This is a genomic window from Pseudomonas sp. Snoq117.2, assembly GCF_900110545.1.
GTDB classification, from domain to species: domain Bacteria; phylum Pseudomonadota; class Gammaproteobacteria; order Pseudomonadales; family Pseudomonadaceae; genus Chryseomonas; species Chryseomonas benzopyrenica.
The window spans coordinates 83,909-107,664 of sequence record NZ_FOED01000008.1 but is presented as its reverse complement, the minus strand read 5'-3'; the positions used below and the strand labels follow the sequence as shown (position 1 = coordinate 107,664).

At 67.6% G+C, this 23,756-nt stretch carries 21 protein-coding genes and 1 pseudogene; 14 read left to right on the top strand and 8 right to left on the bottom strand.

All coding sequences use genetic code 11. From position 1 onward, the window contains the following. Positions 1 to 84 precede the first annotated feature (84 nt). From BMZ43_RS19040 to argE, 8 genes are all read left to right on the top strand, one after another. Entirely contained in the window at positions 85 to 1,722 is a 1,638-nt protein-coding gene (locus BMZ43_RS19040; RefSeq protein ID WP_093255822.1) for an ABC transporter substrate-binding protein, read from the top strand. Between the two features lie 72 nt (positions 1,723 to 1,794). Next, complete coding sequence (locus BMZ43_RS19035) at positions 1,795 to 2,751, top strand: ABC transporter permease (protein ID WP_093255819.1); 957 nt, start codon at positions 1,795 to 1,797, stop codon at positions 2,749 to 2,751. Continuing rightward, positions 2,748 to 3,650 carry an ABC transporter permease gene (locus BMZ43_RS19030; protein ID WP_093255816.1) on the top strand — a complete coding sequence of 301 codons (903 nt, stop codon included), beginning with the start codon at positions 2,748 to 2,750 and terminating at the stop codon, positions 3,648 to 3,650. Before BMZ43_RS19035 ends, BMZ43_RS19030 begins: the two co-directional genes overlap by 4 nt. A 1-nt stretch (position 3,651) precedes the next feature. Next, positions 3,652 to 5,496, top strand: a complete 1,845-nt coding sequence (locus BMZ43_RS19025; protein ID WP_093255813.1) for an ABC transporter ATP-binding protein — start codon at positions 3,652 to 3,654, stop codon at positions 5,494 to 5,496. Next, the gene (locus tag BMZ43_RS19020; protein WP_093255810.1) at positions 5,493 to 5,798 is read left to right on the top strand and encodes a (2Fe-2S)-binding protein; all 306 of its coding nucleotides are present in this window, start codon (positions 5,493 to 5,495) and stop codon (positions 5,796 to 5,798) included. Before BMZ43_RS19025 ends, BMZ43_RS19020 begins: the two co-directional genes overlap by 4 nt. Then, positions 5,783 to 7,198 carry an FAD/NAD(P)-dependent oxidoreductase gene (locus tag BMZ43_RS19015; RefSeq protein WP_093255807.1) on the top strand — a complete coding sequence of 472 codons (1,416 nt, stop codon included), beginning with the start codon at positions 5,783 to 5,785 and terminating at the stop codon, positions 7,196 to 7,198. The genes BMZ43_RS19020 and BMZ43_RS19015 overlap by 16 nt, the downstream gene beginning before the upstream one ends. Beyond that, complete coding sequence (locus tag BMZ43_RS19010; RefSeq protein ID WP_093255805.1) at positions 7,195 to 8,355, top strand: NAD(P)/FAD-dependent oxidoreductase; 1,161 nt, start codon at positions 7,195 to 7,197, stop codon at positions 8,353 to 8,355. Before BMZ43_RS19015 ends, BMZ43_RS19010 begins: the two co-directional genes overlap by 4 nt. Continuing rightward, positions 8,352 to 9,503, top strand: coding sequence for an acetylornithine deacetylase (gene argE / locus BMZ43_RS19005; protein WP_093255803.1), 1,152 nt, complete (start codon positions 8,352 to 8,354; stop codon positions 9,501 to 9,503). The genes BMZ43_RS19010 and argE overlap by 4 nt, the downstream gene beginning before the upstream one ends. Before the next feature lie 18 nt (positions 9,504 to 9,521). Here the strand turns inward: argE and BMZ43_RS19000 are convergent, their stop codons facing one another. After that, positions 9,522 to 10,448 carry a 2-hydroxyacid dehydrogenase gene (locus tag BMZ43_RS19000; RefSeq protein WP_093255800.1) on the bottom strand — a complete coding sequence of 309 codons (927 nt, stop codon included), beginning with the start codon at positions 10,446 to 10,448 and terminating at the stop codon, positions 9,522 to 9,524. 231 nt (positions 10,449 to 10,679) lie between these two features. Here BMZ43_RS19000 and BMZ43_RS18995 point away from each other — a divergent pair, with 231 nt between their 5' ends. Both BMZ43_RS18995 and BMZ43_RS26955 read left to right on the top strand, forming a co-directional pair. Further along, positions 10,680 to 11,240: an AraC-like ligand-binding domain-containing protein gene (locus tag BMZ43_RS18995; protein WP_256563042.1), complete on the top strand. Its 561-nt coding sequence runs from the start codon at positions 10,680 to 10,682 to the stop codon at positions 11,238 to 11,240. Continuing rightward, entirely contained in the window at positions 11,240 to 11,392 is a 153-nt protein-coding gene (locus BMZ43_RS26955) for a cupin domain-containing protein (protein ID WP_256563041.1), read from the top strand. The genes BMZ43_RS18995 and BMZ43_RS26955 overlap by 1 nt, the downstream gene beginning before the upstream one ends. 52 nt (positions 11,393 to 11,444) lie before the next feature. On the opposite strand, the gene BMZ43_RS18990 is transcribed toward BMZ43_RS26955, so the two are convergent. The 7 genes from BMZ43_RS18990 to BMZ43_RS18960 all read right to left on the bottom strand — a co-directional run bounded on the left by BMZ43_RS18990 (position 11,445) and on the right by BMZ43_RS18960 (position 19,396). Next, the gene (locus BMZ43_RS18990; protein ID WP_007161776.1) at positions 11,445 to 11,936 is read right to left on the bottom strand and encodes an Lrp/AsnC family transcriptional regulator; all 492 of its coding nucleotides are present in this window, start codon (positions 11,934 to 11,936) and stop codon (positions 11,445 to 11,447) included. Positions 11,937 to 11,965: 29 nt separating this feature from the next. Then, positions 11,966 to 12,655, bottom strand: a complete 690-nt coding sequence (locus BMZ43_RS18985) for an HAD family hydrolase (RefSeq protein ID WP_093255797.1) — start codon at positions 12,653 to 12,655, stop codon at positions 11,966 to 11,968. Positions 12,656 to 12,709: 54 nt separating this feature from the next. Continuing rightward, positions 12,710 to 13,999 carry a 4-aminobutyrate--2-oxoglutarate transaminase gene (gene gabT / locus BMZ43_RS18980; protein WP_093255795.1) on the bottom strand — a complete coding sequence of 430 codons (1,290 nt, stop codon included), beginning with the start codon at positions 13,997 to 13,999 and terminating at the stop codon, positions 12,710 to 12,712. Positions 14,000 to 14,142: 143 nt separating this feature from the next. Continuing rightward, entirely contained in the window at positions 14,143 to 15,606 is a 1,464-nt protein-coding gene (locus BMZ43_RS18975; protein WP_093255793.1) for an NAD-dependent succinate-semialdehyde dehydrogenase, read from the bottom strand. 141 nt (positions 15,607 to 15,747) lie between these two features. After that, positions 15,748 to 16,650: a LysR family transcriptional regulator gene (locus tag BMZ43_RS18970; protein ID WP_093255791.1), complete on the bottom strand. Its 903-nt coding sequence runs from the start codon at positions 16,648 to 16,650 to the stop codon at positions 15,748 to 15,750. A gap of 76 nt (positions 16,651 to 16,726) precedes the next feature. Beyond that, positions 16,727 to 18,754 (bottom strand): 2Fe-2S iron-sulfur cluster-binding protein, encoded by a 2,028-nt coding sequence (locus tag BMZ43_RS18965; protein ID WP_093255788.1) that lies wholly within the window; start codon positions 18,752 to 18,754, stop codon positions 16,727 to 16,729. Positions 18,755 to 18,784: 30 nt separating this feature from the next. Beyond that, complete coding sequence (locus BMZ43_RS18960; protein WP_017639891.1) at positions 18,785 to 19,396, bottom strand: glutathione S-transferase family protein; 612 nt, start codon at positions 19,394 to 19,396, stop codon at positions 18,785 to 18,787. Positions 19,397 to 19,638: 242 nt separating this feature from the next. On the opposite strand from BMZ43_RS18960, the pseudogene BMZ43_RS27480 reads away from it, so the two are divergent. The 4 genes and pseudogenes from BMZ43_RS27480 to BMZ43_RS18945 form a co-directional block, all read left to right on the top strand. Further along, positions 19,639 to 19,788: pseudogene (locus tag BMZ43_RS27480) on the top strand (LysR family transcriptional regulator); the annotation flags it as partial. Between the two features lie 169 nt (positions 19,789 to 19,957). Further along, positions 19,958 to 20,611, top strand: a complete 654-nt coding sequence (locus BMZ43_RS18955; protein WP_081594575.1) for a sigma-70 family RNA polymerase sigma factor — start codon at positions 19,958 to 19,960, stop codon at positions 20,609 to 20,611. Next, on the top strand, positions 20,608 to 22,272 hold the full coding sequence (locus BMZ43_RS18950; protein ID WP_068384116.1) for a multidrug ABC transporter permease/ATP-binding protein: 1,665 nt from the start codon (positions 20,608 to 20,610) through the stop codon (positions 22,270 to 22,272). The genes BMZ43_RS18955 and BMZ43_RS18950 overlap by 4 nt, the downstream gene beginning before the upstream one ends. Positions 22,273 to 22,420: 148 nt before the next feature. Further along, a complete protein-coding gene (locus BMZ43_RS18945) occupies positions 22,421 to 23,707 on the top strand; it encodes a lysine N(6)-hydroxylase/L-ornithine N(5)-oxygenase family protein (RefSeq protein ID WP_068384118.1) in 1,287 nt (428 codons plus the stop codon). Positions 23,708 to 23,756: the final 49 nt, after the last annotated feature.

Genomic DNA, 23,756 nt, shown 5'->3' with positions numbered 1-23,756 from the left:
GACACGGCGGCCACGAGGACAGTGCCGCAGGCCCGGGGAGGGGATTGCGGCGCTGGTGACAGAGCCCCCAACGAGCGAGCCGACATGACCGAGAAAAAGACTGGAAGTCCCCTGATAGGTGCTGCTGAAAGCGTGCGTGCCTTCGAGGCCCTGCAGCGGGGTGTGTCGCGGCGCGATGCGCTCCGCCTGCTCGGCGCCGCCGGGCTGCTGGCGACCGGCGTGGGCAGTCTGCTCGGCCGTGATGGTCAGGCCTTCGCCGCAGAAGATGCGGTCACCGGCACCCCGCGTCGCGGCGGTCGGGTGCGCGCCGCGGCGGCGGGTTCGTCCACCGCCGATACCCTCGACCCGGCCCGTGGCGCCTTTTCCGGTGACTACGCGCGCCACTATTTCTTCTACAACGGCCTGACCGTTTTCGACAGCCATCTGGAGCCGCAGATGGCCCTGGCCACCAGCTTCGACACCCAGGACGCCCTGACCTGGACGATCAAGCTGCGCCAGGGCGTGCAGTTCCATAACGGCAAGACCTTCGACAGCGCCGACGTCGTCTACTCGCTGCTGCGCCACAAGGACCCGGCGGTGGGCTCCAAGGTCAAGGCGCTGGCCGACCAGTTCGCCGAGATCACCGCGGTGTCATCCGACGAGGTGCGTATCCGCCTGGTGTCGCCGAATTCCGAGTTGCCCGCCGTACTGGCCATCTCGCCGTTCCTGATCATCGCCGATGGCACCAAGGACTTCTCCACCGCCAACGGCACCGGCCCCTTCAAGGTCAAGGAATTCAAGCCGGGGGTGCGCACCGTCGGCACGCGCAACGAAAACTACTGGAAGTCCGGCAAGCCCTATCTGGACGAGATCGAGCTGATCGGCATCGGCGACGAACCCTCGCGGGTCAATGCGCTGCTGGCCGGTGACGTCCAGCTGACCGTCTCGGTGGATCCGCGCTCCGCCGACCGCCTCAAGCAGAGCGGCAAACTCAAGATCGTGGCCAACACCTCGGGTGGCTACACCGATCTGATCATGCGCATCCCTAATCGGCCGTTCAACGATCCCAATGTGGTCGAGGGGATGAAGCTGCTGTTCGACCGCGAGCAGATCCTCAAGTCGGTGTTCCTGGGCTACGGCACCATCGGCAACGACCAGCCGATCATGCCCGGCACTCCCTATCACGCCGCGGACCTGCCGCAACGGCCCTATGATCCGGACAAGGCTAAGTTCCTTTTCCAGAAAGCCGGGATCGCCGGTGCGCGGATGCCGCTGGTGACCTCCACCGCCGCCGACAACGCCAACGAGATGGCCCTGGTGCTGCAGCAGTCGGCACGCCAGGCCGGGCTCAACCTGATGGTCAACCGGGTCAGTGCCGACGGCTACTGGGACAACCACTGGATGAAGGATCCCCTGGGCTTCGGCAACATCAACGCCCGACCCACTGCCAACATCCTGCTATCGCAGTTCTTCAAGTCCGATGCACCCTGGAACGAATCGGGCTGGAAGAACGAGCAATTCGACCAGTTGCTGGTGGCTTCCCGTGGCGAGACCGACCTGGCCAAGCGCAAGCAGATGTACGCCGACATGCAGTTGCTGATCCACCAGCACGCCGGCATCGGCTTGCCGATCTTCACCAGTTCCATCGATGCCCATTCGCCCAAGCTCGGCGGCTACGGAATCATCCCTATCGGGGGCTTCATGGGCTACATGTTCGCCGAACACGTCTGGCTGGAGGCCTGACGCCCGGTGCCTGACGGCGAGTCGGTCCGCAGGGACAGGACTCGCCACTCCACGCTCAAGCAGGAGGTGGCTTTGGACCTTTCCGTGTTTTCCCTCATCGCCAGACGCCTCGGGGGCGGGTTGCTGACCCTGCTCATCGTCTCGTTGCTGGTGTTCTTCGTCTCGGCGCTGTTGCCGGGCGATGCCGCGCAGCAGGCCCTGGGCCAGTTCGCGCTGCCCGAGCAGGTCGCGGCGCTGCGCGCCCAGATGGGCCTCGACCAGCCGGCGCTGCTGCGCTACTTCCACTGGCTGAGCGGCCTGCTGCACGGCGATCTCGGCCAGTCGCTGGCCAGCCAGATGCCCATCTCCGCCATGATCGGCGATCGGCTCGGCGGCTCCCTGATGCTGGCCGGGGTCACCGCCCTGGTGTCGGTGCCCCTGGCACTGGGCCTGGGCATCGTCTCGGCGATGAACGCCGGCGGCCGCCTGGACCGCGCCCTCAACGTCTTCACCCTGGGCATCGTCGCGGTACCGGAATTCCTGGTGGCGACCCTCGCGGTCCTGGTCTTCGCCGTGCACCTGCAGTGGACCTCGGCGCTGACCTTCGCCCACGACATCGCCGGCCCCCTGGACTTCCTGCGTGCCTATGCCTTGCCGGTGGGCACCCTGTGCTGCGTGATCGTGGCGCAGATGGCGCGCATGACTCGGGCGGCCCTGGTGGAGCAGCTGCAGAGTCCCTATGTGGAGATGGCCCGGCTCAAGGGCGTCGGTCCGGTGCGCGCCGTGCTGCGCCATGCCTTGCCCAACGCCGTGGGGCCCATCGCCAACTCCATCGCCCTGAGTCTTTCCTACCTGATGGGCGGGGTGGTGATCGTCGAGACCATCTTCAACTACCCGGGCATCGCCCAGCTGATGGTGGACGGCGTCGCCAGTCGCGACCTGCCGCTGATCCAGGCCTGCGCCATGCTGTTCTGCTGCGCCTACCTGGTGCTCATGACCCTGGCGGATCTCTGCGCCATCCTGTCCAATCCGAGGCTGAGAACGCTATGACCCGACCCGTGACTCCCGTACGTGCCGCGTCCGTCCTGCCGGTGGACGGCAAGACGCTCGATGCCCAGCTGTCGCCGCCGCGCACTCGTCGCCGCGCGCGTTGGTCACTGACCGGACTGCTCGGTGGCATCCTGGTGGCCTTCTGGCTATTCCTCGCCGTGTTCGGCGCCTGGCTCGCGCCCTATGACCCAGGCGCCCTGGGCGACAGCGCGGTGCTGGCCGGCTACAGCGCCGCCCATCCGCTGGGCACCGATTACCTGGGCCGTGATGTGCTCAGCCGCATCCTCGACGGTGCCCGCTTCACCGTGGGTCTGGCCTTGATCGCGGCCGTGCTGGCCTGCGTGCTCGGCACCGGTCTCGGTCTGCTCGCGGCGCTGTCCGGGCGCTGGGTGGACGAGCCGCTGTCGCGATTGATCGATGCGCTGATCTCCCTGCCGAGCAAGATGCTGGCGCTGGTGATGGTCTCGGCCTTCGGCTCCTCGGTGCCCTTGCTGATCGTCATGGCGGTGGTGGGTTATGCCCCCGGCTGCTATCGGATCGCCCGCAGCCTGGCGATGAATCTCATCGAGCTGGAATACGTCCAGGTCGCCCGCACCCGTGGCGAGGGCCGGCTGTATATCGCCCTGCGCGAGATGCTGCCCAACATGCGCCTGCCGCTGCTCACCGACCTGGGCCTGAGATTCGTCTATATCGTGCTGCTGCTCAGTGGCATGAGCTTTCTTGGTCTCGGCGTGCAGCCGCCCAACGCCGACCTGGGCTCCCTGGTGCGGGAAAACATCGGTGGTCTGGCCGACGGCGCCCCGGCGGTGCTGATGCCGGCGCTGGCCATCGGCACCCTGACCGTGGGCGTCAACCTGCTCATCGACCGGTTCGGCGCGCGACGCCGGGGAGGGCGCTGAGATGGAATTGCTGGTAGAGGTCAAGGACCTGCGCGTGGTCGCCCAAGGCGACGACGGCAGCGAAACCCCCATCGTCAAGGACGTCGACTTCAACCTGGCCAAGGGTGAGGTGCTGGCGCTGATCGGCGAGTCCGGCTCGGGCAAGACCACCATCGCCCTGTCGCTGCTCGGCTATGCCCGTGAGGGTTGCCGACTGGCCGGCGGCTCGATCCGCGTCGGCGATACCCAGGTGCTGGAGCTGGACGTCGCTGGCCTGCGCCGCCTGCGCGGTCGCACCGTGGCCTATATCGCCCAGAGCGCCGCGGCGGCCTTCAACCCGTCGCGGCGCCTGATGGAACAGATCATCGAGAGCGCTCTGATCCATGGTGTACTGACGCGCCAGGAAGCCGAAGCGCGGGCGCTGCAACTGTTCAGGGAGCTGGCGCTGCCGGATCCCGAGCACATCGGTCAGCGCTATCCGCACCAGGTCTCGGGCGGTCAATTGCAGCGGCTGATGGCGGCCATGGCGCTGATCACCGATCCGACCCTGGTGATCCTCGACGAACCCACCACGGCGCTGGACGTGACCACCCAGATCGAGGTGCTGCGGGTGTTCAAGCAGGTGGTCCGCGAGCGTGGCGTGACCGCTATCTACGTCTCCCATGACCTGGCCGTGGTGGCCCAGATGGCCGACCGTATCCTGGTGCTCAACGGCGGCGAGGTCTATGAGAATCGCCGCACCGAGCGGCTGCTCGCCAGCGCCCGCCATCCCTATACCCGCAGCCTGCTGGCCGCGGCCCAGCCGGAACCCCTGGCGGAACGTGGCCTGCCGACCGTCGACAGCCAGGCGCCGGTGCTGGAGATCAAGGACCTGGTGGCCGGCTATGGCCCCATCGGCGCCGACGACCTGCCGCGTTATCGGGTGCTGGAGGGTATCGATCTGCGTATCGGCGCCGGCCAGGCGCTGGGGGTCATCGGCGAATCCGGCTCCGGCAAGTCGACCCTGGCGCGGGTCATTGCCGGCTTGCTGCCGCCGGCCCAGGGCAGCGTGCGCCTGGGTGGCGAACTCCTGCCGCCGGGCCTGGAAGGACGCACCCGCGAGCAGTTCCGCCGGGTGCAGCTGGTCTACCAGAATGCCGACACGGCGCTCAATCCAGCCCATAGCGTGGAGCGCATCCTCACGCGTCCACTGGAGACCTATCACGCCTTCGACAAGGCCACCCGTCAGCGCAAGGTTCGCGAATTGCTCGACCGGGTGCAGCTGCCGGCCAGTCTGGCCAGCCGGCGACCGGGCGAGCTGTCCGGCGGCCAGAAGCAGCGGGTCAACCTGGCACGCGCCCTGGCCGCCGAACCCGAGCTGATCCTCTGCGACGAGGTGACCTCGGCGCTGGATACCGTGGTCGGCGCGGCCATTCTCGACCTGCTCGCCGAACTGCGCCGCGAGCTGGGGCTGGCCTATCTGTTCATCAGCCACGACATCTCTACGGTGCGCAGCCTTTGCGACGAGGTGCTGGTGCTCTATTCCGGGCAGCCCGTGGAACTCGGCACCCCCGCCACACTGCAGCATCCGCCGCTGCACCCCTACACCGAATTGCTCACTGCCTCGGTGCCCGCGCTGCGCCAGGGCTGGCTGGAAGAACAACCGGTCCGCACGCTGCTGCCCCTGGCCTCGTCGGCTCCGGCCAGCGGACGCCTCTGCAGCTTCCTGCAGCGTTGCCCGGTACGGCTGGAAGGGCGCTGCGACCGGGTGCCGCCACGACCCCAGACGCTGGCCGGCGGCAACCGCATCCTCTGTCACCATGATGGCGAGACCCTGCAACGTCTGCAGGGTGGCGCCGTGCTGCATTCCCAAGGAGTTCGCGCATGACTTCCCGCTTCCAGCGACTCGCCGAAACCGGCCGGCCGCAGGTCAGTCTCACCGTCGATGGCCTGCCGGTCACGGCCCTGGTCGGCGATACCCTGATGGTCGCCTTGCTCGCCAACGGCCCGGCGCTGCGGCGTTCCGAATTCGGTGACGAGCGCCGTGCCGGCTTCTGCCTGATGGGCGCCTGTCAGGATTGCTGGGTGTGGACCGCCGAGGGCGAGCGCCTGCGTGCCTGCGGCACCGAGGTCCGCGAAGGGCTGCAGATCCTCACCGCGCAACCGGAGGCCATATGGAATCTGGCCTAGCCCAACCGGGCAAGAGCACTCCCCGGGTGGTCATCGTCGGCGCCGGTCCGGCCGGCGTGCGGTGCGCCGAGACCCTGCTGGCCGCCGGCGTCACCCCGGTGGTGATCGACGAGAATCGGCGCGACGGCGGTCAGATCTATCGTCGTCAGCCCGAGGGCTTCCAGCGGGCCTATGCCACCCTCTATGGCAGCGAGGCGGCCAAGGCAGAGGACCTGCACCGCACCTTCGACGGCCTGCGCGGACGCCTCGATTACCGCCCCGACACCCTGGCCTGGCACCTGCACGAGCGCACCCTCTACACGGTGCAGGGCAATCGCCAGCGGACCCTGGACTTCGACGCCCTGGTGCTCTGTACCGGCGCAAGCGACCGCCTGCTGCCGGTACCGGGCTGGAACCTGGCCGGCACCTATACCCTGGGCGGCGCCCAGATCGCCCTCAAGGCCCAGGCGGTGTCCATCGGCCGGCGGGTGATCTTCATGGGCAGCGGTCCCTTGCTCTATCTGGTCGCCAGCCAGTATCAGCAGGCCGGGGCCACGGTGGCGGCGGTGCTCGATACCGCGCCCCTGCGCCTGCGCGCCCTCGCCACCCCCAAGCTGCTGGCCCGCCCGGGTGTGGCCTGGAAGGGCGTGCAGCTCATGGCCTCGCTCAAGCGCGCCGGGGTGCCCTTGCACCTGGGCGTCACCCCGCTGGAGATCCTGGGCGATGCCGAGCAGGGCGTGCGTGGCGTGGCCTTCGCCGATGCCCGCGGACTGCGTCAGGAGGTGGTCGGCGACGCCGTGGGGCTGGGCTACCACCTGCGTCCGGAAACCCAACTGGCCGATCTGGCCCGCTGCGCCTTCGAGTTCGAGCAGGCGACCGGCCAGTGGGTACTGCAACTGGACGGCGACGGCCGCACCTCCACGCCCGGCGTCTATGCCGCCGGGGATGGGGCGCGGGTACGGGGCGCCGACGGCGCCGAGCTGGCCGGGCAACTGGCCGCCTGCGCGGTCCTGACCGATCTCGGCCGCACGCCGCCCACGGGGCTTGCCGAGCGCTGCCGCGAGGGCTTGGCGGTGCAAGAGCGCTTCCGCCTGGGCCTGGCCGAAGCCTTCCCCTGGCCGGCCAGGCAGATGGCGAGCCTGCCGGACACGGGGGTGGTTTGCCGCTGCGAAGGCATCACCGCCGGCGAGTTGCGCGCCGTGGTCCGTGAGAAGGGCGCTCGCGAGGCCAATCGCGCCAAGGCCTTCAGCCGCGTCGGCATGGGTCGCTGCCAGGGTCGCTATTGCGCCCAGGCCGGAGCGGAGATCATCGCCGCCGAATCCGGGGTGCCGGTCGAGACCGTCGGCCGCCTGCGTGGCCAGGCGCCGGTCCGGCCATTGCCGCTGGGGATCATTACCAGCGAAGAGGAGGTTTCATCATGAGCCAGAATGCCGCCAACCAGGCCGACGTCATCATCGTCGGCGCCGGCATCATGGGCAGCGCCAGCGCCTTTTTCCTGCGGCGCCGGGGCTTGTCGGTGCTCCTGCTGGAGCGTGACCAGGTCGGGCGCTTCGCCAGTGGCACCAATTTCGGCAATGTCCGCCGTCAGGGGCGCTACCTGAGTCAGGTAGCGCTCGCCACGCGCTCGCGGGGGGTCTGGGGTCGGCTACCGGAGCTTATCGGAGAGGATCTGGAGTTCATTCCAGGCGGTCATCTGCGGGTGGTCTACGATTCGTCGCGCATCGCCATGCTGCACGAGTATGCACAGGCGCCGGAAACCGCCGCCCTGGAGCTGCAGGTGCTCGAAGGCGCGGCGCTGCACGAGAAGTTTCCCTACCTGGGGCCTGAGGTGGTGGCGGGATCCTATGCACCCCACGATGGCCATGCCAATCCGCGCTTGGCCGCCCCGGCGTTCGCTCGCGCTGCGGTGCGCGAAGGCGTCAATCTCCAGGAAGGGGTCGAGATCACCCAGGTCACCAAGCCGGGCGGTGACTTCCTGGTGCAGGCCGCCGATGGTCGCCGCTACCAGGCGCCACGATTGCTGATCACCGCCGGGGCCTGGGGCAGCCGGCTGTCGAGCCAGTTCGGCGAGCCGGTGCCCATCGAGACCCATGGCCCGCAAATGGGGGTCACCGAGCCCTTGCCCTATGTCTTCAGGGAGGCGGTGGGCGTGTCTTCGCCGCTGGTGAGCGAGACCATCTACTTCCGCCAGATCCCGCGCGGCAACGTGATCTTCGGCGGCTGCTTCCGCATCCGGCCGGATCTGGACACCCGTCTGGCCCGCGCCGAACCCCACGGCCTGCTCAATCAGCTCACCCAGCTGCGCCGCCTGGCGCCGGCCCTGGGGCGGGTCAGCGTGATCCGTACCTGGAGCGGGGTCGAGGGTTACATCGCTGACGACCTACCGATCATGGGCCCCAGCAGCCAGGTCGAGGGGCTTTACTACGCCTTCGGCTTCTGTGGCGCCGGCTTCCAGCTCGGCCCGGGGGTAGGGGACACCATGGCCGAGCTGATCGCCACCGGCCATACCGACACCCCCCTGGCGGCTTTCGACGTGGCCCGTTTCGCGCAACCGCGCCGGGAGAGCCTTGCCGGATGAACAGCCAGGATCTGCTGCGCACCCTGATCGGCTTCCCCACCGTTTCCGCCGACTCCAACCTGGCGCTGATCAGGCATGTGCAGGGGTTGCTGGAAGCCGCCGGCATCGCCTGCCGGCTGGTGCTGGACGAGAGCGGCCGCAAGGCCAATCTCTTCGCCAGCGTGGGGCCTACCGACGTACCGGGGGTGCTGTTGTCCGGGCATACCGATGTGGTGCCGGTGGAAGGCCAGGCCTGGACCTTGCCACCCTTCGCCGGCACCCTGCAGGACGGCCGGATCTACGGGCGCGGTGCCTGCGACATGAAGGGTTTCGTCGCCTGCGCGGTGGTGGCCCTGCTGGACGCCGCTCGCGGTGAACCGCTGAAACGACCCCTGCAGTTGGCGCTCTCCCACGACGAGGAGATTGGTTGCGTCGGTGTACGGCGACTGCTGGAGGTGCTGGAGCTGACTCCGGTGCGGCCTTTCCTCTGCATCGTCGGCGAACCCACGAACATGCAGGTCGCCCTTGGCCACAAAGGCAAGGCGGCGTTGCGCGCCCACTGCCAAGGCCAGGAAGGGCACTCTTCGCGCGCCCCGCTGCACGTCAACGCCATCCACCTGGCCAGCGATCTGGTCACGGCCCTGCGCACCAGCCAGCGGCGCCTGGCGGAAGAGGGCGCCCGTGACGCGGCCTACGACATTCCCTACACCACCCTGCATGTCGGCCGGATCGATGGCGGCAAGGCGCTGAATATCGTGCCCAATCTCTGCACCCTGGATTTCGAGATCCGCCACCTGCCGGCGGACGATCCCGCCAGCCTGGTGGCCAAGCTGCAGGAAACGGCGGACCGCCTGGTCAGGGAGGCGCGGCAGACGTCAGCCAAGGCTGCCATCGAGATCGAGACGGTCAATGCCTATCCAGGCCTGGACACCCATCCCAGTGTCGAAGCCGTGCGCTTCCTGCAGACCCTGGTCGAGCCCGGCACTGCCCAGCTCAAGGTGGCCTTCGGCACCGAGGGCGGCCTCTTCGCCAATCGTCTGGACACCCCGGTGGTGGTCTGCGGGCCCGGCAGCATCGAGCAGGCGCACAAGCCCGATGAGTACGTCGAGATCAGCCAGCTGGAAGCCTGTGATGCCTTGCTCGGACGGTTGCGAGTGGCCTTGGGCTAAGGCCACCCCGCCTCTCGACTAGTACCCCCGCTGCCGATCGACCAGCCCACGCAGCGGCTCGCCGCGCTGATGGCGGCGGATGTTGTCCAGCAAGACCGTGAAGGCCGTTTCCGGCACCGTCATGGCGCCCACGTGGGGCGTCAGCCAGATGCGCGGATGCTGCCAGAAGGGATGGTCGGCCGTGGGCGGTTCCGGCTCCACCACGTCCAGCATCGCCTGGCTCAGCTGACCGCTGTCCAGCGCCGCCAGCAGATCGGCTTCCACCAGCTGGGCGCCACGGCCCAGGTTGATCAGGCTGGCGCCACGAGGCAGGGCGGCGAACAGTTCGGCATCGAGAATTCCACGCGTTTCCGGGGTCAGGGGCAGCAGGCAGATGAGGATCTCGCAATCGGCGAGAAACGCCGGCAGCTGCTCGGGACCGGCATGACAGCGTACCCCTGGCAGCTCATGGGGCGATCGCGACCAGCCCGACAACGCGAAGCCGAAGCTCTTCAGGCACTCCAGCACCGCCTGGCCGATCTGGCCAAGGCCGAGTACCCCGACGCGTCTGTTCTCCGCTGTCACCAGGGCATGTTCCTGCCAGCGCCCCGCGCCTTGCTGGTCGAGGTAGCGCGGCAGCTGGCGATGCAGGGCCAGCACCATGAGCGTCGCGTACTCCACCATGCCGGCGACGATACCAGGATCGAGCATTCGCACCACCGGCACGTCGGCAGGCAGCAGGCTCAGGTCGAACTGATCGACCCCGGCCGAGGTGGCGAACAGCACCTCCAGGTTGGGAAAGCGCTGGGCGAGGTCCTGCGGTGGTTGCCAGCAGGCCAGGTAGCGGACCTCGTCGGCGTTGCCCACCTCCGGCCACTGGCGAAATTCGATATCGGGCGCGCGTTCCTGGAACAGGCGGCGCCAGGCCTGGCCGCGTTCGGGATCGGCCTTGTAGAGCAGCGTCATGGGAAGGTCTCCGGCAAAGCTCAAGGATGGCGCAAGGGGGCGGTAGTTTGTCCTGAAATCCCAGGCGTCGCCGTCATGATCGGTGGTGCGGCGGAAACTGCGCCGCATCTGGGAAAAACGGCAGCTTCTGTGCTGCCTCGCGCCGGAAACGCCATATCCCAGCCGTCTTGGCGGTCGATACTGACCCTGTCCGCGGCATGCCCGCCGCGCCTCTGGTCGTGAGGATTCGCCATGCCCCTGTTGCACTACTGCCAACCGCCCAATGACCGCCAGCTGCCGCGCGCGCTGCAACCCCTGCACGATGATCCCCTGGCCGCTGGCCGGGAACTGCACCTGCACGATGGCCGCCTGGGCTATGTCATGGGGAGCGCCATCAGCCACTCCGCCGATTGCCAGCTGGATGACTTTCCCTGGGTGGAAGTGAGCATTCTCGAAGCGGGCGAGTTGCAGCTGGAGTGGGCCGGTGGCGCCCTGCAGCTCAAGGCCGGCGATGCTTTCATCCTGCCGCGTGGCCTGAGTTGCCGCTGGCGCCACAGTGGCGAGCTACGCCGCCTGTTCATGGCCTTTCCCGGTCGCGCCAGCGAAGGCCCGATGCCGTCGGCGCCGTTGCTGCTGGACCCGGCCGCCGTGCGTGAGCCTTCGCCGCCACCGGCCGCCAGCGTGCTGCTCAGCCCGGCGCCCACTGCCACGGGCTGCGACCTGTTCGAAAGCGGCGGCGGCGCCCTGCGGGTAGGGATGTGGGAATGCACCGGCTACGTGCGCAAGGCAGTGACCAATCCCATTGCGAACTGATGCTGCTCTATGCCGGCTCGGTGACTTTGGCCGTCGAGGGTGAAGCGCCCTGCAATGTCAGGGCGGGCGAGGCGGTGCTGGTACCCGCGGAGACGCCCATGGCCTGGGACAGTCGGGAGACGGTACGCAAGCTCTATTGCATCCTGCGCTAGGCACGGAGCGCTCCGGCAGCGGGATGCTGGCGGAGCGTCGAGCTGGGGAGTACTAGCCCGCCTTGATCAAGCTGCGCAGCGGCAGGGCGTTCTTGACCACCGGCGACTTGATGACGATGTAGCTGAAGTACTTCTCGATACCGACGTTGCGGTCGAGGATGGATTCCATCAATTCCTGGTAGTGACCGATGCTGCTGCACATGAAGCGCAGCAGGTAGTCGTAGCCCCCGCTGATGAGGTGGCATTCGAGAATCTCGTCGACCCCGCGGATAAAGGACTCGAACTTCACGAAGTCGGCGCGCTTGTGGTCGGAAAGGGTGACCTCGGTGAAGACCGTCACTGAGTTGGCGATCTTGGCGAGGTTGACATGGGCCTCGTAGCCACTGATGTAGCCGGCCGCCTCCAGGCGCTTGACCCGCTGCAGGCAGGGGCTGGGGGAGAGGCCCACAGCTTCGGCGAGACTGACATTGGTCATCCGGCCATCCTTCTGCAGCTGCACCAGGATGTTGATGTCGATGCGATCCAGTTTTGTTGCGGCGTCCATCGTCGTTCCTCGCAATCGTGAACGGCAGGCTAGGCACGCAGGGCGGTCTGGTGCGCATGCACCAGGTCGGCGAGACTCGCGTACTCGCACCGCGTGCCATCCAGGGCCTGCCGCGAAAGGTTCCAGGGCCGCGAGCGATCACGGCGCAGAGTACACAGGGGAAAATCCACCAGGGCATTCCAGGGATCGTCCGGTTCACTGCCTCTGATGGGCAGCAAATCCCCACGCGCCAAGCCGAGTTCTTCCAGGGTGTTGTCCAACGCCTGGCGCAGATCGCCACCGCGGTTGGGGATCACGGCGGCGAACACCTCAGGCAACCGCGCCGTGACCGCTACCGCCTCGCCGTCATCGGGGGAAGCCAGCAACACCAATCGATAGAACTTGCTCAGGTACTGCAGCGCGCCCGGAGCATCCTCGAACACCGGCCAGCACGTCGTGGCGTTTCCAAAAGCCACGCTGGCATCCAGGTCAGCTTCCTGTTGCAACTCCTGCGCCAGTCGTTGGTGAATGCGCAGGTGCAGGCTGGTCTGGCTGGCAGTGGGAGCCGCCTGGCGCAGTTCGTGGGCCAGGCGGTGGTAGCTGCCAAGCAACCAGTCGGGATGGGTGCTCAGGCCCGCCTGCGCCACAAGGGGGCGCAGGGCTTCGAGGATGCCCCCTTCACGGTCGACGAGGGTGCCGTAGCAGGAAAAGCCTAGGGCCTGGTAACGCGTGATTCTCATGGTCGGATTCCCTTGGCGCTGCCACAGCCGGGCCGGGCGGCGTTACGTTTGACCTCAGGCACCAGCCTGGGCGAGAGCTTGGCCGAACATCTGCAAGGCTTCGGCCAGTTGTGCCTCGGTGGTGACCAGAGGCGCCAGGAAACGGATGACATTGCGCTCCACCCCGCACTTGATCACCAGCAATCCGGCCTGACGAGCGCCCTCGATGACCTGCTGAGCGAGGGCGGCGTCCGGGCTCCTGCCGTCCGCGCCCACCATCTCCACCGCCAGCATGAAGCCGCGGCCGCGCACCTCGCCGATACGCGGGTGGCGGCGCTGCAGGTCGAGCAGACCGCTGCGCAGCTGCTCGCCCAGAGTGACCCCACGGGCGACCAGGTCTTCCTCGTCGAAGATGTCCAGGACTGCCAGCGCTGCGGCGCAGGCCAGGGCGTTGCCGCCGTAGGTACCGCCGAGGCCACCGGGCAGGGGCGCGTCCATGATGGCGGCGCGGCCGACCACCCCGGAAAGCGGCAGGCCGCCGGCCAGGCTCTTGGCCACCGTCACCAGGTCGGGCTGGATGCCGGTCTGCTGGAAGGCGAAGAGGCTGCCGGTACGGCCGAAGCCAGTCTGGATCTCGTCCGCGATGAGGACGATACCGTGCTGGTCGCACAGCGCGCGCAACCCCTGGAGGAATTCCACCGGCGCCGGGCGGAAACCGCCGTCGCCCTGTACCGGTTCGATCAGGATGGCGGCCACCTGGTCGGGGGAGACCTGGGTGGCGAGCACTTCGCGCAAGCCGGCCAGGGCCTGCTGGCTGTCCACCCCGCGGAAGGCATCGGGGTAGGGCGCGTGATAGATGTCACCAGGGAAGGGCCCGAAATTCTGCTTGTAGGGCTGGGCGAAGCCGGTAAGGGTCACGCCGAGCAGGGTGCGACCGTGGAAGCCGCCGCGAAAGGCGATCACCCCGGGCCTTTTGGTGTGGGCACGGGCGATCTTGATGGCGTTTTCCACCGCCTCGGCGCCGGAGGTCAGCAGCAGCGTCTTGTAGGCCTCACCATCGCCGATCAGGGTGTTGAGGCGGCTGGCCAGTTCCAGGTAGGGCTCGTAGGCCATCACCTGGAAACTGGCGTGGGAGATCTCCCCGACCTGGCGGCGGACGGCCTCCACCACCCGCGGGTGATTGTGACCGACGTTGAGCACGCCGATGCCGCCGACGAAATCGAGGTAGCGGCGACCATCCACGTCCCAGACCTCGCTGCCCTGGGCGCGGGCCACCACGACGGGGTGGGCGGTGATGATGCCGCGGGGCACGCCTTGTTCGCGATAACCCAGCAGGCGTTCGGTGGCTTTGGCAGCGGAATTCATGCGGCGATACTCCAGGCAGGGGCGAGAGTTCCAGCCTACGCAGGCCCTGGGGTCGGTAACGCTGAAGTTGCTGGCCCCGGCATCGCGATCGGCTGTTTTGGTCAGGAGCGGCGGCATTTTCGGTTGCCCGCCGCCGTCGGGCCTCAGTCGAGGCCACCCAGGTGCCAGGCCTTCACCTCCAGGTACTCGTCCAGCCCCAGGTGCGAACCTTCGCGGCCCAGGCCGGATTGCTTCACGCCGCCAAAGGGTGCGACTTCCATCGACAGCGTGCCGGTGTTGAGCGCCACCATGCCGAAATCCAGCTGTTCGCCCACCCGCCAGGCGCGGCGCAGGTCCTGGGTGTAGTAGTAGGCGGCCAGGCCGTAGGGCGTGGCGTTGGCCAGGGCCAGGGCCTCGGCCTCGTCGCGGAAGCGAAACAACGGCGCCACCGGGCCGAAGGTCTCCTCGCTGGCCAGCAGCATGTCCGCCGTGGCACCGGTCAGCACCGTGGGGGCGACGAACTGGTCACGGCCGCTGGGCAGGCCGCCGAACAGGGCCCTGGCACCCTGGGTCAGGGCGTCGTCGACGTGGCGGGCCACCTTGTCCACCGCCTGGCGATTGATCAGCGGACCCAAGGTCACGCCGGCCTCCAGGCCGTTGCCCACCTTGAATTTGGCCACCTCGGCGGCCAGCCGCTCGGCGAAGCGGTCGTGGATGCCGTCCTGCACCAGGATGCGGTTGGCGCAGACGCAGGTCTGACCGGCGTTGCGGAATTTGCTCTGCAGCACCCCGGCGATAGCCAGGTCCAGGTCGGCGTCGTCGAAGACGATGAAGGGCGCATTGCCGCCCAGTTCCATGCTGGTGCGCTTCACCGTGGCCGCGCACTGGGCCAGCAGCAGCTGACCGATGCGCGTGGAGCCGGTAAAGGACAGCTTGCGCACCGCGGGATTGCCGGTCAGTTCGCCGCCGATGCCGGCGGGCATCCCGGTGAGCACGTTGAATACGCCGGGCGGAAAGCCGGCGCGCTCGGCCAGTTCGGCCAGCGCCAGGGCCGACAGCGGGGTGAGGTCCGAGGGCTTGATCACCACCGGGCAACCGGCGGCCAGCGCCGGCGCGGCCTTGCGGGTGATCATGGCATTCGGGAAATTCCACGGGGTGATGGCGGCGGCGACCCCCACCGGTTGCCGCAGCACCAGCACCCGGCGATCCCGGGCGGGGGCGGGCAGGATGTCGCCAAAGCTGCGCCGGGCTTCCTCGGCGAACCATTTGACGAAGCTGGCGCCATAGGCGATCTCGCCACGGGCCTCGCCCAGGGGCTTGCCCTGTTCCAGGGTCATCAGCAGGGCGAGGTCATTCTGGTGTTCCAGCATCAGGGCGTACCAGCGCTCCAGCAGCGCCGCGCGTTCGGCCGCCGGACGCTCGCGCCAGGCTGGCCAGGCCGCTTCCGCGGCGGCGATGGCGCGGGCGGTTTCCGCTGCCTCCAGCGCCGCCACTTGGGCGATGACGGCGCCGGTGGCAGGATTTTCCACGGCGAAGGTGGCACCGTTATCGGCGGTTATCCAGTGGCCGTCGACATAGGCGGATTCCTTGAACAGACGGGGGTCTTGCAGATCGAGGTGCAGCGGCATGGTGGCGCTCCCAAAGGCAGGTCAGGCCCTGAGTCTAGGGAGCGGTGGCGGCGGCGGATGCCGAATTGGCGCTGCACGAGCAGTGGCAGAACGCGTTCGGCGCGTCCTGGCCGCAGTTTGTGCGGCGGCCAATAGGCCCGCTCAGTCGGACGGTTCCCCAAACAGCGGATCACCGCGCAACGCTGCCACGGCCAGTTCGACGAAGGCCCTGACCTTGGCCGCCGCCTGGCGGCCCTGGGGATAGACCAGGTGCACCGGCAGGGGCGCCTCCTCGTGGTCCGCCAGCACGATCCGCAGGCTGCCTTCGGCCAGCGCCGGGGCGATCTGGTAATGCAGCACCCGGGTCAGACCGCGCCCCGCCTCGGCGGCGGCGATGGCGGCTTCGTTGGTGTTGCACAGCAACAGCGGATCCACCACCACCCGCTGTCCGCGGGCGAAGCGCCATTCCGGCGAGGCCCAGGCGCCCTGGCAGACAAGGATGCGGTGCTCCTTGAGTGCGGCTGGAGTGGCGGGAGTACCGCGCGCCTCCAGATAGCTCGGGGCCGCGCAGACCACCCGCCGCATCTGGCCGACCTGGATGGCGGTAAGCCCCGAATCCGGCAACTGACCGATGCGCAGGGCGACATCCATGCCCTCGTCCAGCAGATTCACTTGCCGGTCGACGAAAAAGGTGCGGACGCGCATCTCTGGATAGAGCGCGAGAAAGTCCAGCACCAGCGGCAGCACGTGTAGCTGGCCGAACAATAGCGGTGCGGTGATCGCCAGGGTGCCCGAAGGCTCGACCTGGTGCCCGGCGGCGGCCAGTTCCGCCTCGGCGATCTCGCTGAGGATGCGCCGGCAATCCTGCAGATAGCGGGCGCCGGCCTCGGTGGGCTTCACCGAGCGGGTGGTGCGCACCAGCAAGCGGGCGCCGACCAGCGCCTCCAGGCCGGCCACCAGGCGCGTCACCGCCGGTGCGCTCAGGTGCAGTTCCCGGGCCGCGCGGGCGAAGCTCTCGGTTTCGGCCACCTTCACGAACACGCGCATCGCCTGCCAACGATCCATCTGCGGGGTCTTCCTCACGGCGCCGGAGCGGACCGGCCAGAGGTGCATGGTAGTCGACCCGGCCTGGCTGACCAGCCTAGAGATCGAATTCCAGCGGCGCGGACCCGGCCGCGGGCCGCGCGCAACAGAGCAGCGCCTGATCGGCGCCCACCGCCGCGGCGGGTTCCTTGAGATAGGCAACGGCGCCCTTGAGCAAGGGGGTGCGGCAGCTGCCACAGTGCCCCTCGCGACAACTGAACGCAGGCTCCAACCCCTGGGCCTCGGCCAGTTCCAGCAGGCTGCCGGCCGCAGGCGTCCACTGTGCCTCCCGGCCGGACGCCATGAAGCGCACCGGAATGGTCTCGGTGGACACCGCTGGGCGGGTTACTTCCGCCGTCGCCGTGACGGTGCGCATCAGTCCAGCCGGCCCGAAGGCTTCGGCATGGATACGATCATCCTCGATGCCATGACCTCGCAGGCCGTCATAGAGCCCCTGGGTGAAGGCAGCCGGACCACAGAGGTAGAAGTCGTAGTCGCCAAAGGGCAGGTAGCGCTCCAGCAACGCCATCTCGATGCGTCCGGCGGCGTCATAGTCCACCCCGGGAAGCGCGTCGGAGGGATCGCTCAGCGCCCTGATCATCCGTATCGATTCCGGCGCCTGGGCCAGCAGCTCGGCGAGCTCCCTGTCGAAGGCCCGTTCCGCCCTGGTGCGGGCGCCATAGAACAGCGTGACGGTTCGCCGACCTTCATGGACCAGCTGCCGCAACATGGCCAGCAGTGGGGTGATGCCGATTCCGGCGGCCAGCAACACCAGGGGACGAGTGCCAGCGGGTGCCAGGGTGAAGTCGCCGGCGGGCATTCGCGCTTCGATCAAATCGCCTTCGCGCCACTGGTCGTGGAGCAGCTGAGAGACCAGACCGTCGCGCTTGACGCTGATGCGGTAGCGACCGTCCGCGGGGAGGGAGGTCAGGGTATAGGTCCGCACCAGGTAGGGCTGGCCCGGCCGAGGTGTCACCCGAATCGGCAGGAACTGACCGGCCTGATAGGGAGGCAAGCCGGCGGCGTCCACGGGTTCGAGATGGAAGGAGCGGATGGTGGTGCTCTCCTGGACGATCCGGGCGATGCGTAGCGGGCGCCAGTGGCGGCCCTGGGCCCCAGCCTCCAGGCGCCGCTCGACTTCCAGCCAGCTGCCGGTCAGCTGGCTGCTGTCCGACGCTCCTCCGGCTTGGGCCTTCCAGCGCAGCGCCAGGGCGGCGCGGCGGCGAACGATCCGCCGTGGGCGAAAGGCCCAGAGCCGCTCGGCCCCGTCGAAAGCCGCGATCTCCGGCGAGTCGAACAGCACCTCGGCGGTGCCGCTCAGCTGCAGCAGATCCCCGTGTTCGTAGTCCACGAACAGCAGCCCGGCCCGGCCGTTGGCGACGACATTGCCCAAGGTGTTGAAGAACAGATTGCCGTTGAAGTCGGGAATGGTCAGCAGGTCTTCGGCGCCGACCCGGACGAAGCCCGGCTTGCCGCCGCGATGGGAGACATCGACCCGCCGCTGGCCTTGCTGGTCGGCATAGGAAGCGACGAAAAAGGTATCGGCGCCGGCAATCAACGCGCGAGCATCGGCGTCCAGGCAGGCGAGGTTCTCCATCGATGCGACCGGGGGCGGGCCTGGCGCGTGGACGACGCTCAGATCGCGCAGCTGGATATAGCGCGGGCAATTGCCGAAGCTCTGGTCCACCGTCACGCGCAGACCCTGGGCAGTGACGCTGAGTGTGCCGTTCATGCGATTGCGGCGGCGCGTATGCAACTCGATGCCGAGCAGGCCCACGGCGGCGCCGTCGCCCAGGCCCGGGGTTGCCGGATCCTCGGCTGAGAGATGGGCGGCGATGTCCAGGGTGGTGGGCGTGGGCGAGGCGAGAAAGCCGGGCTGGCCTGCCAGGATCGTCGCCCAGGCCGCCCCCTCGGCATCGACGCTGCCCAGTATCACAAAGGGCAACTGCGCGAAGAACTGCCGATGCTGGTCGGGCATGAACGAGCGGATCACCCGCGGACCCAGGGCCGCCATGCGCTCACGGACGCCCAGGCGTTCCTGAATAAGGGTTTCACCGGCGTGCCAGGTGGGTAGGGATTCGTGCATGACCGTGACCTCCAGCTAGGCGACGCGCGATCAGGTCCTGAGGCCTGCCGCGGTCCGGGGGAAGGGCACGAAGCCCGGCAAGGCTTCCACCCGCTGCAGGAACGCGCGCACGGCCGCGTAGGGTGCCAGATCCACATTGCCTTCCGGCGCCCCGGCCAAATAGCTATAGAGGGCGATATCGGCGACGGTCGGGTAAGCGGCCGCCAGCCAGTCTCGCGAGGCCAGGTGGGCCTCCAGGCGTTCGAGCAGGACATGGGCGCGGGCGATGACCTCGTCGGCATCCAGCTGGGCGCCGAATACCGTGATCAAGCGCGCCGCCGCCGGGCCATAGGCCAGCTCGCCGGCTGCTACCGACAGCCAGCGCTGTACGGCGGCGGCACCAGCCGGGTCCTCAGGCAGCCAGTCGCTGCGGCCCGTCTTTTTCGCCAGGTAGACGAGGATGGCGTTGGCATCGGCGACCACCGTTTCGCCGTCCCGCAGCACCGGTACCTGACCAAAGGGGTTGAGGGCGAGAAATTCAGGCGTGCGATTGGCGCCGCCCGGGATATCGACGTCGATCAGCTCGACCTCTAATCCCAACAAGGAGGCGAAGAGCACAGCACGATGGGCATGACCGGACAGCGGGGTGTGATAGAGCTGCATGAGCCGACTCCTGGCAGGCATCGGGGCCAAGGGTGGTCCCGACAGGTGCTACCAGCTTGGAATCAGAACCTTCGCGAGGGAATGGGCCTTCTGGTCACTTCAGCATTCCGCAAACTGGAATGATCGAGTCAGCGACAGGCGAAGGCCAACACCCGCTCCAGCATGACGTTGCAGCCATCCAGCTGCGCCTGGGTGATGAATTCGTCCGGCTTGTGACCCTGGGCCATGCCAGCGGGCGCCGACTCCACGAAAAGGCCAAGGTACTGTTGCGGTTGTCCCAGGAACTGGAACAGAACGCCAAGGTGGAAAACGAGAGGGTCTCGGGCACGGTGGCCATCGGCTGTCTAGAGTCTGCGGCGCCGCTCTACCTGCCCGCGCTTTGCGCCGGGTATAACTGTCGAGGCATGCTTCTTCGCAAAACTCGCTAAGCCGCTAAGGGTTTGGCCCTCGCCCATTCCAAGAGTGCTCAACAAGCAGGATCACGAAACGTTAAACGGTTCGTTGATGTGAGAATGAGTATCAATTAGAGTTTCGCGTTCCTAGTTTTACATGGACGCAAAAATGCTATCGCTGCTTGCTCCACTTCAGGCGTCACGTCAGCCCGGGTTTCCCCTTGATGAGGTCACCCCGCCGACCCTTCAGGCTTCACCACCGCAGCCGGTCGGGCAGGGGGGCGCCGCTCAGGGTCCGGCGCTGGGAAAGCTGTTCGATCATCACCGTAGCCGCCTGCTCGGAATCGCGACGCGGTTGCTCGGCTGTAGCAAGCGTGCCGAAGACATCGTTCAAGACGCCTTCCTCAAGTTCTGGGAGCAGCGCGATTCCCGGGAGGTCGTGGAGCCTTCGCGCTATCTGTATCGGGTGGTGCAGAATCTGGCGGTCGATCAGCTGCGCCGCCGGAAGCTGGAGGAGCGCTGGTTCACCAGCCCCGATGAACAGGCCGAAGGGGTGCCGGGCGAGGTGTCCGCCGAGCGAGTGGTCCAGGCCCGGGAGGAGATCGGGCTAGTGGTCCGGGCGTTGCGGCAGCTGCCGCCCCGCACCCAGGATGTGATCACCCTGTGTCGGGTTGAGGGCTTGACCCAGCGTGATGTCGCCCGGCGGATCGGTGCCTCGCCGGCGCTGGTCAATGTCCTGCTGCAGGACGCTACCGTGCATTGTCGCAACTCCCTGACCGGCAACTGTCTTGCCCGTAACTGTCCGAAGCGAGGTCGCCCATGACCCTCATCCGCCTCATCCTGCGCTATCGCCCGCTGGCCACGACCCTGGTGCTGTTGCTCAGCCTGGGGAGTGCCTTGCTCAGCGTCGGGGTGATCGCCTTCATCAATTGGCGGTTGGTGACCGTCCAGACAGCGCCGACCGAGGCGCTGCTGCAATTCCTCGGGTTGCTGCTACTGTTGCTGGCGATGGCTGCCGGCGCCCAGGTGGCCCTGACCGCGCTGGGCCATCGCTTCGTCTACGATCTGCGGCGGCAGGTGGTGAAGCGGGTGTTGGATACCGATATCGAACGCATCGAGGCCGTGGGGGGGCCGGCCATCCTGGCCAGTCTATCCAGCGACCTGCGCAACCTCACCCTGGCCTTCGTGCAGCTGCCTGGGCTGCTCTATGGCGCGGTGCTGAGCCTGGCGGCGTTCCTTTATATGGCCTGGTTGTCCTGGTCGCTGTTCCTGGTGACGCTCGCCTGGATGACCCTGACCCTGGGCCTGGGCTGGTTGCTGGTGACGCGGCTCAATCGCCATCTGCATCTGCTGCGCGATGCGGAGAATAGCCTCTATGCGGACTACCAGGCGCTGATCGAGGGGCGCAAGGAACTGGCGCTGAATCGTGCCCGCGCCCAGCGTTTCTTCGAGGAGGACTTCGAGGACAACGCCAGTGCCTATCGCGAGCACGTGACGCTGGCGGATCGCTACAACGCCCTCGCCAGCAACTGGGCCAACACCATGGTGCTGGGCACCATCGGCCTGGCGTTCTACCTGGCGAACGGACTGGGCTGGGCCAGCACCGAGGTGGCCGCCACCTATGCCCTGACCATCCTGTTCCTGCGCACGCCGCTGGTGATGGCGGTCGGGGCGCTACCACCGCTGATGGCGGGGCAGGTGGCGTTGGAGCGGGTGGAGGCTCTGGCCCTGGCGCCCGCCGCGGAAGATTTCGCCAAGTCGGTGCCGGCCTTCGCAGGAGACTGGCAGCGCCTGGAGTTGCGTGGCGTGGAGTATCGCTACGAGACCCAGGGCGATGAGCAGGGCTTCGATGTGGGACCCTTGAATCTTACGCTCAGGCGCGGTGAGACGGTGTTCCTGATGGGGGGTAACGGCAGTGGCAAGTCGACCCTGGCGCGTCTGCTGACCGGCTTGTATCAGCCGCAACGCGGCGTCATCGCGGTGGACGACAGGGTCGTGGGCGTGGCCGATCGGACGGCCTATCGCCAGCTGTTCGCCGCGGTCTTTACCGACTTCCATCTGTTCGATCGCCTGCTCGGGCCCGATGGCACGCTTGCCGAGGGGTCTCAGGTGCAGACTTGGCTGCGACGCCTGCATCTGGAGCGCAAAGTGCGGGTGGCGGAGGGGCGGCTGAGCGATACCCGCCTGTCCCAGGGCCAGCGCAAGCGGTTGGCTCTGCTATTGGCCATGCTGGAGGGGCGCAGCATCGTCCTACTGGATGAGTGGGCCGCCGACCAGGACCCGCTGTTTCGCCAGCTGTTCTATCGGGAGCTGTTGCCCCTGATGAAGGCGGCGGGGTTGACGGTATTTGCCATCACCCATGACGACGCCTATTTCGATCAGGCCGATCGGCTATTGAAGATGGATGGCGGCCGCCTGGTGGAACTGGTCGGTGAGCAGCGCGAGCGGGCCAGTCGCGATGCCCTGCGGGAGATCGCCGGCTAGGAGGTGAGAAGCAGTCGCCGATCTGGACAGGGATCGGCAAAAAAGCCCTGAACAAGCGTCAGGGCTGTTCGTCGAGGAAGGTGAGAATGATTGTCAGTCGTGCTGTGTCGCGAGGGCAATCCCACCCGGTTATCGACGAGAGGTTCGCATGGAACAGGTCCACGACTACATCGGCATCGGCTTCGGGCCTTCCAACCTGGCGCTGGCCATCGCCGCGGACGAGCAGGCTCCCGAGCGCCAGCCCCAGGGATGCTTCATCGAGCGCAAGCCGGCCTTCAGCTGGCACGAAGGCATGCTGCTCGAGGGCAGCACGATGCAGATCTCCTTTCTCAAGGACCTGACGACCCTGCGCAATCCGGCCAGCCGCTTCACCTTCATCAACTATCTGAAGGAACGCGGTCGACTGGAGGACTTCATCAATCTCAAGACCTTTTTCCCCAGCCGCGAAGAGTACAACGACTACCTCGGCTGGGCGGCGGCCGCCTTCGCCGAGCAGGTGCACTACGGTGAAGAGGTAGTGGCGGTGGAGCCCTGGTACCGCGACGGTAGCCTGGCCGCGGTGCAGGTGGTGTCCCGCGATCAGCAGGGCACCTTGCAACGGCGCCTGGGGCGCAATCTGATCCTCGGCATTGGTGGGACACCGCAGGTACCACCGGCCTTCGCCGGGCTGAGCGATCCGCGGGTACTGCATTCCTCGGCCTATCGCGGGCGGATCGAGGCGCTGCTGGCCGATCCAGCCCAGCCGCGCCGGGTGGCGGTGATCGGTGGCGGCCAGAGCGCCGCCGAGATCTTCCAGGACCTTACCCAGCGTTTTCCCCAGGTCGAGGCGTCGCTGATCCTGCGGGGCGGGGCACTCAAACCGTCCGATGACAGCCCCTTCGTCAACGAGATCTTCAATCCGTCCTTTACCGACCGGATCTATGCGCAATCGCCCGAGCGCCGTGAACGCCTGTTCGCCGAGTACCGCAATACCAACTACTCGGTCGTCGACCTGGAGCTGATCGAGAACCTCTACCAACTCTTTTACCTGCAGAAGCTGCGCGGTCACGAGCGCCATCGACTGCTCTGCGAGCGAGACGTGGTGACCTGCCTGCCATCCGCGCAGGGGCTGGAGCTGGAGCTGGAAGGGCGGCTGGACGGCAGCCGCACCACCCTGGGCTATGACGTGGTGATCCTGGCCACCGGCTATCGCCGTGACTACCACCAGCACCTGCTGGCCGGCCTGCGCGAGCATCTGCAAGACGGCGAGCCCGACCGCCACTACCGCTTGCCGCTGGCGGCGGGCGGCGCGGTCCAGGTGTTCCTGCAAGGTGGCTGCGAGGTCAGCCACGGGCTGTCCGACACCCTGCTGTCGGTCTTGGCGATTCGCTCCGCTGAGCTGGTCAAGGCCATGACCCTGGCCAGCGCGCCGCCGGTGGCGATGCGTTCCGCCTGAGCCACCCGTCACTCCTTTCTTTTCGCGACGCTGCCACGGCGGCGTCCGG